The sequence below is a fragment of the Clostridium sartagoforme genome (genome assembly GCF_004794105.1).
In the GTDB taxonomy this organism is placed as follows: domain Bacteria; phylum Bacillota; class Clostridia; order Clostridiales; family Clostridiaceae; genus Clostridium; species Clostridium sartagoforme_B.
This window is the reverse complement of record NZ_SRYR01000001.1, coordinates 245,551-261,085: the sequence shown is the minus strand read 5'-3', so window position 1 is coordinate 261,085 and position 15,535 is coordinate 245,551. Positions and strand designations below refer to the sequence as shown.

General features: G+C 28.1%; 14 protein-coding genes. 1 reads left to right on the top strand and 13 read right to left on the bottom strand.

Annotated features, from left to right (window positions below; translation table 11 throughout):
- Positions 1 to 233: 233 nt before the first annotated feature.
- The 12 genes from E5347_RS01110 to E5347_RS01055 form a co-directional block, all read right to left on the bottom strand.
- Complete coding sequence (locus tag E5347_RS01110) at positions 234 to 863, bottom strand: HAD family hydrolase (protein WP_136003720.1); 630 nt, start codon at positions 861 to 863, stop codon at positions 234 to 236.
- Between the two features lie 29 nt (positions 864 to 892).
- A complete protein-coding gene (locus E5347_RS01105; RefSeq protein ID WP_136003718.1) occupies positions 893 to 3,637 on the bottom strand; it encodes a sigma 54-interacting transcriptional regulator in 2,745 nt (914 codons plus the stop codon).
- 131 nt (positions 3,638 to 3,768) lie between these two features.
- Entirely contained in the window at positions 3,769 to 4,737 is a 969-nt protein-coding gene (locus E5347_RS01100) for an SIS domain-containing protein (protein ID WP_136003716.1), read from the bottom strand.
- A gap of 109 nt (positions 4,738 to 4,846) precedes the next feature.
- Complete coding sequence (locus E5347_RS01095; RefSeq protein WP_136003714.1) at positions 4,847 to 5,677, bottom strand: PTS system mannose/fructose/sorbose family transporter subunit IID; 831 nt, start codon at positions 5,675 to 5,677, stop codon at positions 4,847 to 4,849.
- Between the two features lie 13 nt (positions 5,678 to 5,690).
- Positions 5,691 to 6,479, bottom strand: coding sequence for a PTS mannose/fructose/sorbose/N-acetylgalactosamine transporter subunit IIC (locus E5347_RS01090; protein ID WP_136003711.1), 789 nt, complete (start codon positions 6,477 to 6,479; stop codon positions 5,691 to 5,693).
- Between the two features lie 22 nt (positions 6,480 to 6,501).
- Positions 6,502 to 6,972, bottom strand: a complete 471-nt coding sequence (locus E5347_RS01085) for a PTS sugar transporter subunit IIB (protein ID WP_136003709.1) — start codon at positions 6,970 to 6,972, stop codon at positions 6,502 to 6,504.
- Positions 6,969 to 7,388, bottom strand: coding sequence for a PTS sugar transporter subunit IIA (locus E5347_RS01080; protein ID WP_136003707.1), 420 nt, complete (start codon positions 7,386 to 7,388; stop codon positions 6,969 to 6,971). The genes E5347_RS01085 and E5347_RS01080 overlap by 4 nt, the downstream gene beginning before the upstream one ends.
- Positions 7,389 to 7,681: 293 nt before the next feature.
- A complete protein-coding gene (locus E5347_RS01075) occupies positions 7,682 to 7,837 on the bottom strand; it encodes a zinc-ribbon domain-containing protein (RefSeq protein ID WP_136003705.1) in 156 nt (51 codons plus the stop codon).
- A gap of 309 nt (positions 7,838 to 8,146) precedes the next feature.
- Complete coding sequence (locus tag E5347_RS01070; RefSeq protein ID WP_136003703.1) at positions 8,147 to 9,091, bottom strand: amidase domain-containing protein; 945 nt, start codon at positions 9,089 to 9,091, stop codon at positions 8,147 to 8,149.
- Between the two features lie 69 nt (positions 9,092 to 9,160).
- Positions 9,161 to 9,988: a hypothetical protein gene (locus E5347_RS01065; RefSeq protein WP_136003701.1), complete on the bottom strand. Its 828-nt coding sequence runs from the start codon at positions 9,986 to 9,988 to the stop codon at positions 9,161 to 9,163.
- 119 nt (positions 9,989 to 10,107) lie between these two features.
- Positions 10,108 to 11,058, bottom strand: coding sequence for an SPFH domain-containing protein (locus E5347_RS01060; RefSeq protein ID WP_136003699.1), 951 nt, complete (start codon positions 11,056 to 11,058; stop codon positions 10,108 to 10,110).
- A 3-nt stretch (positions 11,059 to 11,061) separates the two neighbouring features.
- The gene (locus E5347_RS01055; protein WP_136003697.1) at positions 11,062 to 11,490 is read right to left on the bottom strand and encodes an NfeD family protein; all 429 of its coding nucleotides are present in this window, start codon (positions 11,488 to 11,490) and stop codon (positions 11,062 to 11,064) included.
- Positions 11,491 to 11,992: 502 nt separating this feature from the next.
- Between E5347_RS01055 and E5347_RS01050 the strand changes: the two genes are divergently transcribed.
- A complete protein-coding gene (locus E5347_RS01050; protein ID WP_136003695.1) occupies positions 11,993 to 13,897 on the top strand; it encodes an NAD(+) synthase in 1,905 nt (634 codons plus the stop codon).
- Positions 13,898 to 14,065: 168 nt separating this feature from the next.
- Here the strand turns inward: E5347_RS01050 and E5347_RS01045 are convergent, their stop codons facing one another.
- Positions 14,066 to 15,361 (bottom strand): MFS transporter, encoded by a 1,296-nt coding sequence (locus E5347_RS01045; RefSeq protein WP_136003693.1) that lies wholly within the window; start codon positions 15,359 to 15,361, stop codon positions 14,066 to 14,068.
- Positions 15,362 to 15,535 lie beyond the last annotated feature (174 nt).

Genomic DNA, 15,535 nt, shown 5'->3' with positions numbered 1-15,535 from the left:
CAAGATATAAATGTCAACATTGCCCTAAGATTTTTATTATATAATTCGTTATATAACGAACTTTATATTTGTTTTCCTTTTATAATTTTCGGTATTGTATGGTAATATTTTATTTATCTAATAAGTAATCCTATACAAAATATTTTATTTAAATAATTATTACACCAATAACAAAAACTCTACCTAACCAAATAAAGTCAAGTAGAGTTCTTAATTACAATTACCAAATAATTCTATATAATATCTAGTATTTCTTTTAAGTCTTTAATTTTATAATCTGCCTTTGATTGATCTATAGAGCAATCTTCTTGTTCTAAAGCTATTACTTTTAGTTCTGCTGCCTTTCCAGCTTCTATACCCAAAGTAGAATCCTCAATTGCTAAAGCCTCTTCCTTATCAACACCTACACTTCCTAAAGCTTTTAAATATATTTCTGGACTAGGCTTGCTCCTTTCGCATTCTTCTCCACTTATATAAAATTCAATGTACTTTTCCAAATTACATTCTTGTATCATCCTATATATCTCTTTCTTCTCGGATGAGGATGCTATAGCAATTTTTATCTTTCTTTTGCTCAACTCCTCTATGACAACTTTAGCTGAGGGATTAAAGACTTCCTTATATTTAATTTTATTTATCCTTCTATATTCTATATACCCATCTTTAAGTTTTTTTCTTTTCTCCTCATCCTTCGGAACTAACTTTTCCCATATCATAGAGTCACTTAATCCTACAAAATCTATCAATTTTCTTGAAGCAGGCTCTATACCTATCTCATCAAAATACTTCATCCTTCTATTAAAATAAAATTTTTCACTGTCTATTAGGACCCCATCCATATCAAATATAACTGCTTTTTTCAAATTTAATCCCCCGATCATATTATTCATGATTAATTAAAAATGATATCACAAATAAGACGAATTTCTAAATCAGAAATTTCTATAGTATATTCTTTCTCTATATCTGATAAAGAATATTTAACTATATCGACTTTTCTTTTTTCTTTCTCCATAAAATCCTCTATATCCTCTTGAGGATCTACATCTTCTTTTCTAAGTATTCTTTCCACCATACAACTTGTATGTAAATACAATAAAAATCTTCTATTATTGGATAACTTCATATCTAGTAACTTTTCTAGTCTATCAACAGCTTGCTCTATTGAGCTTAATATTTTATTAGCATCTAAAATAGTTAAATTTTCTATAATTTTCTTAGTAGAAAAGTTAAAAACAAGATCTTTCTTTAACTTGTCTGAATCTACATCAAAATTTTCTTTTAAAATACTAATAAAACCATCTATTTCTTCGCCACCAATTAAATGTTCAAGACCTATATAATTAACTCCATCTATTTGTGGATTTTCAGTTCCAATTATGGAAATTACATCATAAATTTGAAAAGGTAATTCTCTTTTCTTATTTTTCATAAGTTTATTATAATCATAAGGAATTATAGTTATTTCTTCCCTTTCCCTATTTAAACTTTTCTCTAATATATCGTGTATTTGTACTGCACTTCCCATTCCTGTATAGCAACAAGTTAGTATAGCTTTTTTCTTCCTTATTGTTGGGTAAACTATCTTCCTTTCTATATTTACCCCATTTAACACTTCTTCGTATATTTCATCAATATTTTTTGCTTGAAGTAACAAACTTCCAACTTCTAAAACTATCGGAGTTGAAACATAATCTATAAGCAATAAAGGTCCTCTTATTTTATCTTTTAGCTTATTACATAAATCTGATAAAGATCCCATATCTACTAATAGTATCAATCCATTTTCAATACTATTATTTTCTATAAAATCAATAACCTTATTCTCAATATCTTCAATTTTAGTATCTATTGGCATATCTATAGCTTGAAATAAGTTTCTCTTTAAAAGTCTATTCGCCACATTCGCCATACTGCTTGCCGTAGAATAACCATGTGCTAGTATAATAGAATTAATTCCACTTCTTATTTTCTGCATATTAGTGCTATTTAAATAAAAGGAAATAAAGATTAAATCCTCATCAAGAAAGTCATAATCTAATTGTTCCCCTAAGTTTTTAAGCATCATCTTTGAAAGCCATACTGAGTTTTCCATATGCATATTTATAAAAGCTAATAGTTTCGGTCTTAAACTATTCCAATCAGGATGATTAATTAATATCTCATGTTCTTCTTTATAATAAAGAAGACTTGCAATAGATAATATCTTATTTCCATCTTGCTTTATACCATAGTTTTCTTCCATATATTTAAAAGCATGTCTGATTGTAAAAGAGATTATTGAAAATAAACTTTGATTTTTGCTACTATTAGAGTTAAATACTAAGTTGTCTAATAACATGTTCACGTTATTCTTCATCTTATTTATATATTGTTCAGAACTAATACTCCCCTTCTCAAGTTCTTTATATTCTTCAATAAATTGAAAGTATGTATTAGCAATATTTTTATCTTCACTTCTGCTAATATCTAACAATTCAGGATATTTATAATCGTATGTTCTATCTTGATATCTACTACTAAATTGATACCCTAAAACATCTTTTATTCTAGACTCACATTCTATTGGTAAATCTGTAATTTTAACATTTATATAGTCATTTTTTTTACTTCTTGTATACCCACTTCCACAAGAATATTTAATAATATTTTTTATCTTTCCAACATTACCTTCAAAGTTACTAGATAATAAAAATGATATAACCTGACTTGAGACTTTTATACTCTTATCTAAAATCTCACTCTCTTTTAGAAAAAAGCTATCTATCAGACTCAGCTTTTCTTGATTTGGTCTCTCAGAAAAACTAGGTATACTAACAACTACAGGAAGTCTTCTTATAAATGTTGGTAAAAAGGTAGACTGAATGGATTCAGTTGTAGCAAATATTAACCTTACTTTAGAGCTCTTTTTAACACTATTATCTCCAACTGGAGAAAATTCCCCAGAATCCATAAATGTAAATAACTTTTCTTGACCTTCATCTGTTAATCTATGAACTTCATCTAAGAATAAAACTCCTCCATCTGCACTTTCTAATAGTCCTTTTTTATCCTTATCAGCTCCTGTAAATGCCCCTTTAACATATCCAAATAACTCACTAGATAAAAGCTCTGGATTATTATAATATTGAGCACAATTTAAAGATATAAATGGTGATTTATTAGTTAATAATTTTTCTTGAATACAGTAATCATAAATACACTTAGCTAGAAAGGTTTTACCTGAACCACTTGGCCCTAGTAACATTATAGGTAATCCATTCTTAGGATATAATACTGCAGTTTTAACTTGTTCAATTTGTTCTTTTAAACTCCCTTTTGCACCAATAACGCCACTAAGTGAATCCTTACTTGACAAACCATTATTTTCTCTAAACAAATCCTCTAACGATTCATATTCATTTAGTTTAATTTTGAAATAATTATTTATAAAGACTTCTTTATCTAAAAATATAACTGGATATTCCTTAACCTTAATTATATTTCCTTCTTTAACTTCTTTATTTAAATAACTACTTACTGTACTTCTACTTAAATTAATTTTGTTTGCTATATCATTTGCTGAAAATATTTTTAAATTCTCTTTGTTAAAACTTTTAGTAATTTCCTTTAAATATAAAGATAATTCTTTTTCCACCTTCTCATCCCATTCCATCCAGTTTTATTCATAATTTATCCATATTTAACTATTATTTTACACTATATAAAACAATTTAAACAGTAAAGAAATCATATTTCTATAATTCCTTTACTGTTTTATGTTTTATTTTAGTATTCTAACTTCCACATATATCTTCTCTTAGTTAAAGGATGTTGACGTGCAATTGATAGCTCTTCTGCATAAACTCTAAATACTGCACTTAATAACATTGGATTAAAGTAATCAATTACTGATTTTTTAATTTCTGCTGACAATCCAAAGTCTAATGCATCAATCACTGTTGTTTTTGCATCAAATCTATCTAAGAAAGTTAATGCACGTGAATCTATATTTCTAGTTCTTCCATCATTCATTAACAGTATAAAAGGAACATCTTTGTCCACAATTTCAAATGGTCCATGGAAGAATTCTCCTGAATGGAATGTACCTGAATTTATCCATTGCATTTCCATCATTAAGCAAATTGATGTAGCATAAGCAACTTCATGTGTAGCCCCACTACTCATAACATATATAACTGGAGCATCTTTGTAATCTTCAGCAAATTTTTTAGCATATAATTTAGCTGATGCTGCTGCATTGTCTGCTAAGTTGTATATTTTTTCAAATCCTTCCTTCATATCTTCATAATTATCATATCCTTCGAATTGATCTAATATTTCCATAGCAAGTTCTAAACAATAGCCCATTTTTTCTAATTTAGCACCATAACTTTCTGCAAATCTGTGATATATTACATAGTCTGCATCCTTTGTTAGTGGCGAATCTATTGATCTAGTTAAACTAATTACATGTGCTCCTTTAGCTTTTGCTCTTGCATTAGCTTCAACTGTTTCTGGAGTAGTACCTCCTAATGATGCTGAAATTACAATTGCAGTATCATCTACAGCTTCTGGAGTAGCATAATTAAATTCATTTGCTGTATAATGACTTACTCTTATTTTTTTTGCATTTCCATCTAAGAAATATTTAGCTGGATATAAATCAGCCTTTGATGCTCCACATCCTACAAAAACCACACTTTTGATATTTGGTTGTTTTTCCTTAATTTCACTTATTATTTGTTTAGTATTCATTGTTATTCCTCCTAAAATTTCAATTCTTTTATTATTAATTTTTTAATATACGTATCTTAAATATTTTTTCTTCTGATAATATATTTAATAAAGCCTAATCTTTTATGTCTTAAGCAAAAATACCTAAAAGACTAAATATTATTCCTCCTAAGATACAAATTGTTAGCATCCATCCTGTAGATACCTTCTTTCTTAATAAACCATACATAAAAAAAGTTACTCCTAATGGTATTATTTGTGGTGCTATACCATCTAAAACATTTTGTAATACAAAGGTTTCATTAAAAGCAATAGGTGTAGTTATACCTATCATGCTTGCCATCATAGAACCTATAACCATAAGTCCAACAACTGAACAGATATACATAACCTTCTCCATTAATCCTTCTTTATAAAGCTTAGTTAAATACTTACTACCCATTAAATACCCTATTTTTCCACCAAAATAAGTTACTATGAATGATGGTATAAAAGATATTAACATTGCAAGTATCGGTCCAAATATGCTACCTTGTTGAGCTAAATTTATCCCTAGTCCAAAAGCTAATATACGAACTGTACCTTGGAAGAAGGAATCTCCAACTCCTGATAAAGGTCCCATTAATGATGTTTTCATAGCATTAATTGATTCTGGATTGAAATTTTCTCTATCTGCATAATATTGTTCTTCCATAGCTGCACTCAGTCCTAGAGCAAAAGCACTAGTTTGAGGGGTACAGTTGTAGAATGCCATATGTCTTTCATAAGCTTGTTTCTTTAATTCTGCATCCTTAGGATCTTTATATATTTCATCTAAGATTGGTGCTATACCATATAAAAAACCCATATTCATTTGTCTTTCATAGTTCCATGATGCTTGGATACTCCATGAACGCCAGAAAAACTTTCTATACTTCCATTTATTTGGATCATTTTCTTTAACAATATTTTTTTCATCCATCCTTCATTACCTCCTAATCTAAACTCTCTAAATCATCTAAAGGATCTGTAGCTACCGAAGCTCCCTCCTTCTTAAACTTAAGCTCTGCAAGTACGAAAGCTAATGCACAGGCAAATATAGCTATACCAGTAACACTTAAACCAGAATATGCAGTAACAAAGAATCCTACTAATAAGAATGGTAACATTTTACCAGATAACATAGTGCTTAGTAATAATGCAAATCCATAAGCAGGTAAAATTTTACTTGCTAAAGTTAATCCATTAGTTAACCACGCTGGAATACTTTCAACTATGTCCTTAACTAAATCTGTTCCAAAATATACTGCTAAGAAAATAGGCATAAAGTACATAAGTGAATATAGAATAGGCCCCCAAACTATATGTATATTAGTAGCTTTTTTATACTCACCCTTTTCAATTAATTCATCTGCTGTATGAGTTAATCTTGAAAGTATTGTTCTCATTACAATACCAAGCATTTGACCTAATATAGCAATCGGAATTGCTATTGTTAATGCTGTTTGAGCATCAGATTTTGAAAGAATTGCAAAAGATGTAGCAATTATTGATCCCATATTCATATCTGGTGGTGCTGCTGCTCCAATGTTTACTATTCCAAGAGATATAAGTTCTAAAGAAGCACCTACCATAAGACCTTTTTCCATATCTCCAAGTACTATACCAACTAAAGTACTTACTATAAGTGGTCTTTCAAAATTTAATCGACCTAAAAGCCTTGAATCTAAAATACAAAATACACCTATAAGACCTAATAAAATAGATTGTACTAATAATGACATATTATAACCTCCCATATTTATTTTAAATTTTTGATGTTAAGTCCTCTAACTTAGAAGTTGGAACTTGTTGCATATATAATCTAATTCCCATTTCTTTAAGTCTTCTTGAATCTTCTAATTCTTCATCAGTTAAGAATATTGCATTGCTATATTGAACTGAATTTTCTTTTTTAGCAATTCCACCATAATTAATTTCCTTTATCTTAGGGTATCCTTCACAAAACTCTCTTATTGACTTTGTCCCTCCAAATATTAGCATTATATTTTCATTTAATGCCTCTACCTTAGCCATTCTAATTAAAGCATCTTTAACAGTAAAAATATTTAACTTAACTCCTGTAGGCCTAGATAAACTTAAGGACATCTTCTTCAATTCATCAGTTGCTGCAAAGTCATCAATTATAATAATTCTCCCTACCCCTAAGCTCTTTGTCCACGAAAATACAACTTGTCCATGTAGTAAACGATGATCAATTCTCACTAGCTTAATCATAAATCTTCACCTCCTTCATTATTTAAGTTTTTTAATAAATTATTGCAATTCACAATAGACTCTCTACTTTCTTTTATAAATTCTTCTAACAGTTTTTCTGAAATATCATCACATGTTGCAATTGAAATAACCAAAGGTAAATTCATTCCTGAGATTATATGTATATTGGGATACTCCTTAAGTAAAGAAATCAGCTCATTATTTACACTTCCACCAAATATGTCAGTTAATATATAAATATCTTTAGTTTCATAATTATTTTTAACTTCTCTTTCTACAGCTTCTCTTATATTCTCATCCTCATCTCTATAGGAAGAAAAAGCTTTTACCCCCTCAGCATTTCCTATTATCATATTTAAAGTATCTTTTATTCCTTTTGCCATATGTCCATGACTAGCTAAAATTATATGATTCATTTTTTATCCTCCTCTCTTATGCCTATATGTAAAGCAATTCTTATGCCAAAATATATTTTACTACTATAACCTTAGTAAAATAGCCACTTCTAAAAACACAACTCTATAGTATCAACACTTTTCTTATTTTTTCTGAAGTGTTTATTGGAAGTGTTGAATAAAATTTACTACTTCTTTTATAAATAAAAAAGACTGACCCATATGGATCAGTCTTTTAATAGAAAATATACTTTTATTACACTTAACTGTTATTCTTTTATAAAATTAAAAAGAGGCTATAAGCCTCTTTGTTATTATCTTCTATTGTTTTGTGCTTTTCTTGCTCTTCTGCAATCTGCGCATCTTACTGGTTCGTTATCGAATCCTTTTTCTTTGTAGAATTCTTGTTCTCCTACTGTGAATACGAATTCGCTTCCGCAATCTTTACATATTATTTTCTTATCTTCCATTTTTAACCCTCCATTTTAAAGACTATAGTAATTTAATCTCTATAACGGAGAATATCATTATCTATCAGATCTTTAAAGTTATATTTTTTAGTCTCAAAGACTACTTTCTTATAATATCATAATTTATTCTAAAAAGCTAGTAAATTTATAAAATAAATTATTAATTAATTCACCGGCAGCATAAGCCACCGGCAAAAAACCTACGTAACCCTTTCGGGTCATTTTTATTATTATCATATATTTAAAAACATATACTTGATATATTAAAAATAGAAACATTTATCAATTCTATTAAATCTATACTAGAAATTAATTACTAATATTATTTCTTCTCTCGAATAACTTTTCATATAATTCTTTTGAATTACTCCCCCTTGAGTTCATTTCGACTTCTATTTCATCTACTACATCCTTAAGCTCATTTATAAATCTATCTGTACTTTCACTATTATAATCATCATTATCAAAACTAGTATCATTAATACTTAATCTTATCATATCAATAGCTTCTTCTAGATCCTTTTTATAATCTTTGTATTCTTCTATATTCCTTTCACTTCGGGATCCTTCATATAGTAAATAACTACTATCACCTTTCTCCTCTTTTACATTGTAAATTAGTAAGTTATAATTATCTGGCTTTCCTAATAGATAATATTTTAGATTACCATTCTTATAAAAGTTAGCGATAGAGTTTGAGTGTTGACTAAATAGAACTTTTGAAGTATCAATTATATCCGTTATCGCCTGAGAATGAAAAGCTATGTTATTAGGTCTTGAGTATTGAACAATATCTCCTTCATATATGCTTCTACTTATCTCCTCAAAATTATCAATTGCCTCCCTAACAGTGTACTCTCTATACTTGTAAACTCTCTTATGCACCTTACCAAAATGTTGATTAAATGGATTGGCTCCTGTCCAAGTGGAAGTCCTATTAGGTATATTCTGTGAGTAGTAAAACCAAGAACCTATATCTGTAGCATTTTTCTTACTTCCCCAAAATTCCATTCCACCTGCTCTTAAAACTTGAGATACAAAATTAGTACAGTCTCCCCCCTCATTAATGTAATTATAATAGCTAGTATTAGAGACTTCTGCCCATTTTAAAGCATATTCTCTTGCAGCCTTCCTATTATAATTATTATTCTTAACTTCTCCCAATGCAAACTTAGAAGTTAAACTCATTAGAAATAATTCTAAAACAGATATCATAATAATAAAAATAATTCCTCTTTTAATTACACTTCTCATATCTTACCTCTCAAGATTATTATCGTTATCTATATCTTTTGAAGTAAAAATAATTTTATTACATAATTATTAAATTAGAACCATTATAAATATACAAATTAATGTAGATACTGCAATCAATATTCTTGCAAACTTTGTTTCTTTACTCAAATCTCTAGGTATAACTCTAAATTCATCATGTACTACTCTTTTAGAAACTCTAGTTCCTATTATAATTTCAGAAATTAAATACCCAATAGTAGGAGCTAAAAAGAAAACTATAATACTAGTAAAATTATTTTGAATCACTCCAAATCTAGAAAGAAAAATTGCAATAAACACTGATAAATATTCTATTGATAATAAATATTTATAAATTTTATAAATTCTTTCCCAACTTTCATCTGAAAATGTTGCAGTTTTAAAGAAGTTAAAACTCTTCTTTTCATTATATACGGCACTTCGTCCACGTTTATCTAGTATTTCTTTTAGATTATACATAAAGTCTCCAATATTCTCGAGTACCACAGTTAATCTAATTTTCCCACCATTATATTTAATTTCCATCCATCCTCCAGTATATCTTATAGATGGATATCTCATTGAAATTATATCATCATATGGTATAACTATCTTTTTCTTTTTATTATTATAAATTATAGCTTCTTCATCTAATTTAACATTAATATATTTAAACCTTTTTAAAAACAGAAAATATATTAATGTAAATTCTATAAATATAAAAATAAACATACCTACCGTAATAGCTCCTATAAGTAAAAAATCTGTTCCTTTTAATTTAGATCCAACTGAAAAAACTGCACCTAGTCCAATTAATAATGCTAAACTTAATAACACTACTATTGCTACACAATAATTTAAAAATGACCCTCTCAAATGTTTTCTATACTCATACATCCCTCTAATACCCCTTAATAATTAATTTCTATTTTATTCTAAACAAAGAAGGACTGTGACATAGTAAGTGATTAAACTCTTACTGCCACAGTCTATTCTATAAATTTTATATCTTAAGTTTACTTATCTCCCTTTAGCATTTCACCTATTGCAGCAATGCTTCCAAGAGAAGATAGTGTTTCATTTGGTAATATAAGCTTATTAGCAGGGTTATTAGCCATTTCTTTAAGAGCTTCAACTTGCTTTAATGCTATAACAGTTTCATTAGTACCTGATTCAATAATTGCTTGGTTTACTTTTCTAATTGCTTCTGCTTCTGCTATAGATATTTCTTCTATAGCCTTAGCTTTACCTTCTGCTTCAAGTAATTGAGATTCTTTTAATCCTTCAGCTCTTCTTATGTTAGCTTCTTTTTCAGCTTCTGCTGCAAGTATCTTTGATCTCTTTTCCCCTTCGGCCTTTTCTATTTGTGATTGTCTTTGACCTTCAGCTTCAAGAATCATAGCTCTTTTATTTCTTTCTGCTTTCATTTGTTTTTCCATTGCTTCTTGAATTTCAGTTGGTGGTATTATATTCTTAATTTCTACTGAAAGAATCTTAATACCATATGCATCAGTAACTTCGTCTATTATGCTTAATAAGTCTTGGTTAATCTTATCTCTACCAGATAAAATTTCGTCTAATGACATATTACCTAAAATATTTCTCATATTAGTAGTTGCTGAATATACAATACCTGATCTAAAGTCTTCTATATTATAAACAGCATCTTTTGCATTAAGTAACTTATAGAAGATAACATTATCAACTGATATCTTAACATTATCCTTAGTAATTACTGATTGTGGTGGTACATCTAAAATTTGTTGCTTTGTCGAAACTTTCTTTCTAACAAAATCTACAAATGGAATCATAAAGTGCCAGCCTGGCTCTAATGTTTTATGATATTGACCAAATCTTTCTACTACATATAAATATCCTGTATTAACAATTTTAATTGATGATAAAATAGTAATTAATACAAATAAAATTACTACTGACGCTATTACTAATCCTATAATTTTATCCATTTATTATTCCCCCTCTTTTTTTATGGTTAATTTTATTCCTTCTATGCCAATAATTTTGAAATACTCACCCTTTTTAATTTCATCTCCATGGTTTAAAACAGTCCAGTAAATTCCATCTACTTTTACTTTTGCTTTATCTTTAATATCTTCTTCTGCTTCCATAACTCTTCCTATATAAGTCTCCTCCATTAATGGAGTTCTATCAACAGCTTTCTTAAACTTTTTCTTAGCCCAAGGATAGCCTATAGAAACAGTTATTAAGTTTACAACTAGGAAAATTACCACTTGAATACCAAAGGATACTCCGATTAACTCGCCTATCATGGCAGCAAGGGCTCCAACTGCAAACCAAACAAATAAAAAATTACTAGTTATAATATCTATAGTTACTACCCCAGCCGCTACTATTATCCAAAATATTACTGCACCCATTATTTCCCCTCCTTTTTATTTTATTATATCACTATTTCAAAATTATTGTATTTCCAAAGTGATGATTTTATTATACTATACATTTTAACCTTTTACAATATCTTTTCTACCTTTTTATGAGTTATTATATACCTTTTATCTTGTGTAATATTTAATTTATTTAACTTTTCCATTCTTTTCTTTTGTTTTCATTGATTTTCTATAGTTTTCCTCTTATTATTTAAATAGTATATATGTTGCAATAAATTTATTACATTTTATTAAGTTAATTCATATGTAAAATGTTTCAGTTAGATAATTACACAATCAACTTATGTAAAAATTAAAAGCTCGATGCTTTCAATTAATGTAATTTACTTTAAAAACTATTTTTCAACTTAAAATAATATAGCTCCTAAAAATGCAGATTATTTATTGAAACATAGATAAAGTTATTTTGAATTTATTATATAAAAAGAGTTAAAATAGTATTAACTAAATTTTTTTAGATTGGAGAGATCTTATGAATTTTATAAAAGTTGCTGCAGCATGTCCCGTAACTCGTGTGGCAGATATAGAATATAACTTAGATAATATATTAAAATGTTTAGACGAAGCTAATAAAAATCACGCAAAATCAATAGTTTTTCCAGAGCTATGTATAACTTCTTATAGCTGTGGTGATTTATTTATGCAATATAGTCTTTTAGAAGGCTCTTATTTAGCTATAAAAAAAATTGTAGAAAAAAGCACTGATTTAGATATGTTAATTGCTGTAGGGGCTCCATTAAATTATAAAAACGTATTATATAATTGTGCTTATATTATATTTAATGGGAAAATACTTGGAATAGTTCCAAAATCCTATATTCCAAACTATAGTGAATTTTATGAAAAACGTTGGTTTAGTGAAGGCCTTGGATTAATTGATGAAAAGGTAGATTTTGAATTTCAAAAAGAAGTACCTTTTGGAACTAATTTAATATTTAAATCTGGTACATATTGTTTTGGTTTTGAAGTTTGTGAAGACCTTTGGGTTACTATTCCTCCAAGTTCTTATCTTTCATTACTTGGAGCAAATATTATAGGAAATTTATCTGCTTCAAATGAACTAGTAAGTAAAAAAGACTATAGAAAAGCTCTAATTTCTAATCAAAGTGCTAGATCTATGTCTGCATACATTTATTCTTCTGCAGGAGTCCATGAATCTACTACTGATTTATTATTTAGTGGACACTTACTTATTGCTGAAAATGGAAGTATGCTTAAGGAAAATAATAGGTTCCAAAGAGAAAATGAAATAATTTATTCTGATATAGATGTATTTAGACTTAATAGCGAAAGACTTAAGAATATAAGCTTTAGAGATGCTTCAAGAATAGTACCCTTTGAAGCCAATATTATAAATTTTGAATACAAGGAAAATAAAATAATTGTTTTTGATAGATATATTGATAAGCATCCTTTCGTTCCTTCAAATACTAAGTTAAGAGAAGAAAGATGCAAAGAAATCTTTAATATTCAAGCTTCTGCATTAGCAAAAAGACTTGAACATACTAATTTAAAGAAAGCTGTTATAGGTATATCTGGTGGCCTTGACTCTACTTTAGCATTACTTGTAGTTGTTAAAACTTTCAAATTATTAGGTATAGATAATAAAAATATTGTTACTATAACAATGCCTGGTTTTGGAACTACAGATAGGACTTATAATAATGCCTTAACTTTATGCAAAGAACTTGGCTGTGATTTAAGAGAAATTAATATTGTTAAAGCTGCACTTCAACACTTTGAAGATATAGGTCATGATAAAAATATCCATGATGTGACTTATGAAAATGTTCAAGCAAGAGAAAGAACTCAAATATTAATGGATTTAGCTAATAAAGAAGGTGGATTATTAATTGGTACTGGAGATCTTTCAGAACTAGCCCTTGGGTGGTGTACTTACAACGGAGATCATATGAGTATGTACTCTGTAAATCCATCAATTCCTAAGACACTAGTTAGATATTTAGTTAGATATGTTGCTGAAAAAGAATCTACTAATGAAGTATCAGAAACTCTACTAGATATTTTAGATACTCCTGTAAGTCCTGAACTATTACCAAAGAGCGACAAAGGAGAAATTGTTCAAAAAACTGAAGATATAGTTGGTCCATATGAACTACATGACTTTTATCTATATCACTTTATAAAAAATGGCTCCTCAAAAGAAAGAATATTATTCTTAGCAAAAGAAGCCTTTAAAGATGATTACAGTGAAGAAGAAATAGAAAAATGGTTAGATAAATTTATTTATAGATTCTTTACTCAACAATTTAAAAGAAGTGCATTACCTGATGGTCCTAAAGTTGGTAGTATATCTCTAAGTCCTCGTGGCGATTGGAGAATGCCATCAGACGCATCCTTCAACACTTTTAAATAAAATTAAAATGAAAAGAAAAAATAGAGTATGCTTATGGAGCATACTCTATTTTTCTTAACTAACCAGTACTTACCATTTAAAATGCCTAACTGAAAATTTAATAAAAAAAGTTTTGCACAGCAAAACCTTCCTCATTTTTTCATTCCTTCATTATTTAATTATTAATACTTATACTGGTTCAGCGTCCAAGTTACAGTTTTCTTCCTCTACTTGTTCATCAATCTTAATTTCATATAATGATTTTTTAAATAATAGCATTGCTATTATCATTATTCCTGAAGAAACTAAGAATATTATTGCCACACTAATCTTATCAAAAAGGTATCCATATAACATACTACTTAATGGTGATGCTATCATTGCTCCAGTTGATACAACTGTTGTTACTCTTCCCATAAATTCTAATGGTACTATTGATTGCATTCCTACACTTAAAAAAGTATTTGCAAGTCCTATAAAAATGCACATAAAAAATGTAATAGCAAGCATTAACAAATATAAATAAAAAATTGAGTTTCCATTTGATACTAATGATTCTGATGAAACAATAGCATATCCTGCTAAAAATATTGATGATATCATTAAACTTAGGTATAGATTTTTCCCTAAAGAACGCTTTTTAGATTGCCATCCTATTAGAAGAGTTGCAAGTATCATACCTGCAACACCGAAGGTATCTACTAAACCATATTGAAAATCTGAAACATTTAAAATGATTTTACTTATATAAGCTCCTCCAACAGAAAAGGAACCTAATGCAAAATTTAATATTATAGCTAAACATACAACATTAACTATATCTTTTTTCTTTATTATAAATCCAATTCCATCTTTAAATTCTAGAACAAACTTATTTAAAGATAATTTCCCCTTCTCCTTTACATTTCTAGGAATAACTAAAAATACTTCTGAAATTGCTGAAACAAAGAAAGAAATAGAATTTACTATAAATACACCTTTTAATCCTAAACTACCATAAACAAATGCTGCTATTGCAGGTGAAATTACATTACCAACTGCCATTAAAAGTGAGTTTAATGCATTGGCCTCAACTAAATCCTCTTTTTTTGTTATAGTTGGAATTATGGTTTGAAGAGTTGGGTTATCTAAAGTTGATATTAGAGATAGACTAATAACTAAAATATAAATATATGTTAATGGCATCTCTCCAGTAATAAAGTAAAAAACAGCAAAAACAGTTACTACTATCCCACTTAATAAGTCTAAAGCTATTAATATATTTTTTCTATAAAACCAATCAACTATAACCCCTGCAAAAGGTGATAGTATAAGTTGTGGAATTAAAGCAACTGCAAGTATAGATGCAAATTTAGTTGCTGATCCTGTAGTATTAAGAACAAATAAGGATAATGCAAAACTTTGCATATAAGATCCAATTAAAGACGTCACTTTTCCAAACATTAAAAGTGAAAAGTTTTTTTCTTTTAAAAGTTTAAATTTCATATTTCCCCCTTTTTTACTCTGCTTTCAGAGTTTCCTATAAAATATTGTTATTTTCTTTGTAACATTGTTATATTAATCCCTATTTAAAAATGCAATTTCTTTAATATAGTATCATTATATCGTAACATTGTTACACTTGCAAATAAAAATTTTATATTTTAGAATATAATTCCA

What these genes read in the sequence shown, in the direction of transcription:
- E5347_RS01100 (WP_136003716.1), bottom strand. Translation starts at nt 4,737, where the DNA reads ATGAATACTAAACAAATAATAAGTGAAATTAAGGAAAAACAACCAAAT.
- E5347_RS01095 (WP_136003714.1), bottom strand. Translation starts at nt 5,677, where the DNA reads ATGGATGAAAAAAATATTGTTAAAGAAAATGATCCAAATAAATGGAAG.
- E5347_RS01090 (WP_136003711.1), bottom strand. Translation starts at nt 6,479, where the DNA reads ATGTCATTATTAGTACAATCTATTTTATTAGGTCTTATAGGTGTATTT.
- E5347_RS01085 (WP_136003709.1), bottom strand. Translation starts at nt 6,972, where the DNA reads ATGATTAAGCTAGTGAGAATTGATCATCGTTTACTACATGGACAAGTT.
- E5347_RS01080 (WP_136003707.1), bottom strand. Translation starts at nt 7,388, where the DNA reads ATGAATCATATAATTTTAGCTAGTCATGGACATATGGCAAAAGGAATA.
- E5347_RS01075 (WP_136003705.1), bottom strand. Translation starts at nt 7,837, where the DNA reads ATGGAAGATAAGAAAATAATATGTAAAGATTGCGGAAGCGAATTCGTA.
- E5347_RS01070 (WP_136003703.1), bottom strand. Translation starts at nt 9,091, where the DNA reads ATGAGAAGTGTAATTAAAAGAGGAATTATTTTTATTATTATGATATCT.
- E5347_RS01065 (WP_136003701.1), bottom strand. Translation starts at nt 9,988, where the DNA reads ATGTATGAGTATAGAAAACATTTGAGAGGGTCATTTTTAAATTATTGT.
- E5347_RS01060 (WP_136003699.1), bottom strand. Translation starts at nt 11,058, where the DNA reads ATGGATAAAATTATAGGATTAGTAATAGCGTCAGTAGTAATTTTATTT.
- E5347_RS01055 (WP_136003697.1), bottom strand. Translation starts at nt 11,490, where the DNA reads ATGGGTGCAGTAATATTTTGGATAATAGTAGCGGCTGGGGTAGTAACT.
- E5347_RS01050 (WP_136003695.1), top strand. Translation starts at nt 11,993, where the DNA reads ATGAATTTTATAAAAGTTGCTGCAGCATGTCCCGTAACTCGTGTGGCA.
- E5347_RS01045 (WP_136003693.1), bottom strand. Translation starts at nt 15,361, where the DNA reads ATGAAATTTAAACTTTTAAAAGAAAAAAACTTTTCACTTTTAATGTTT.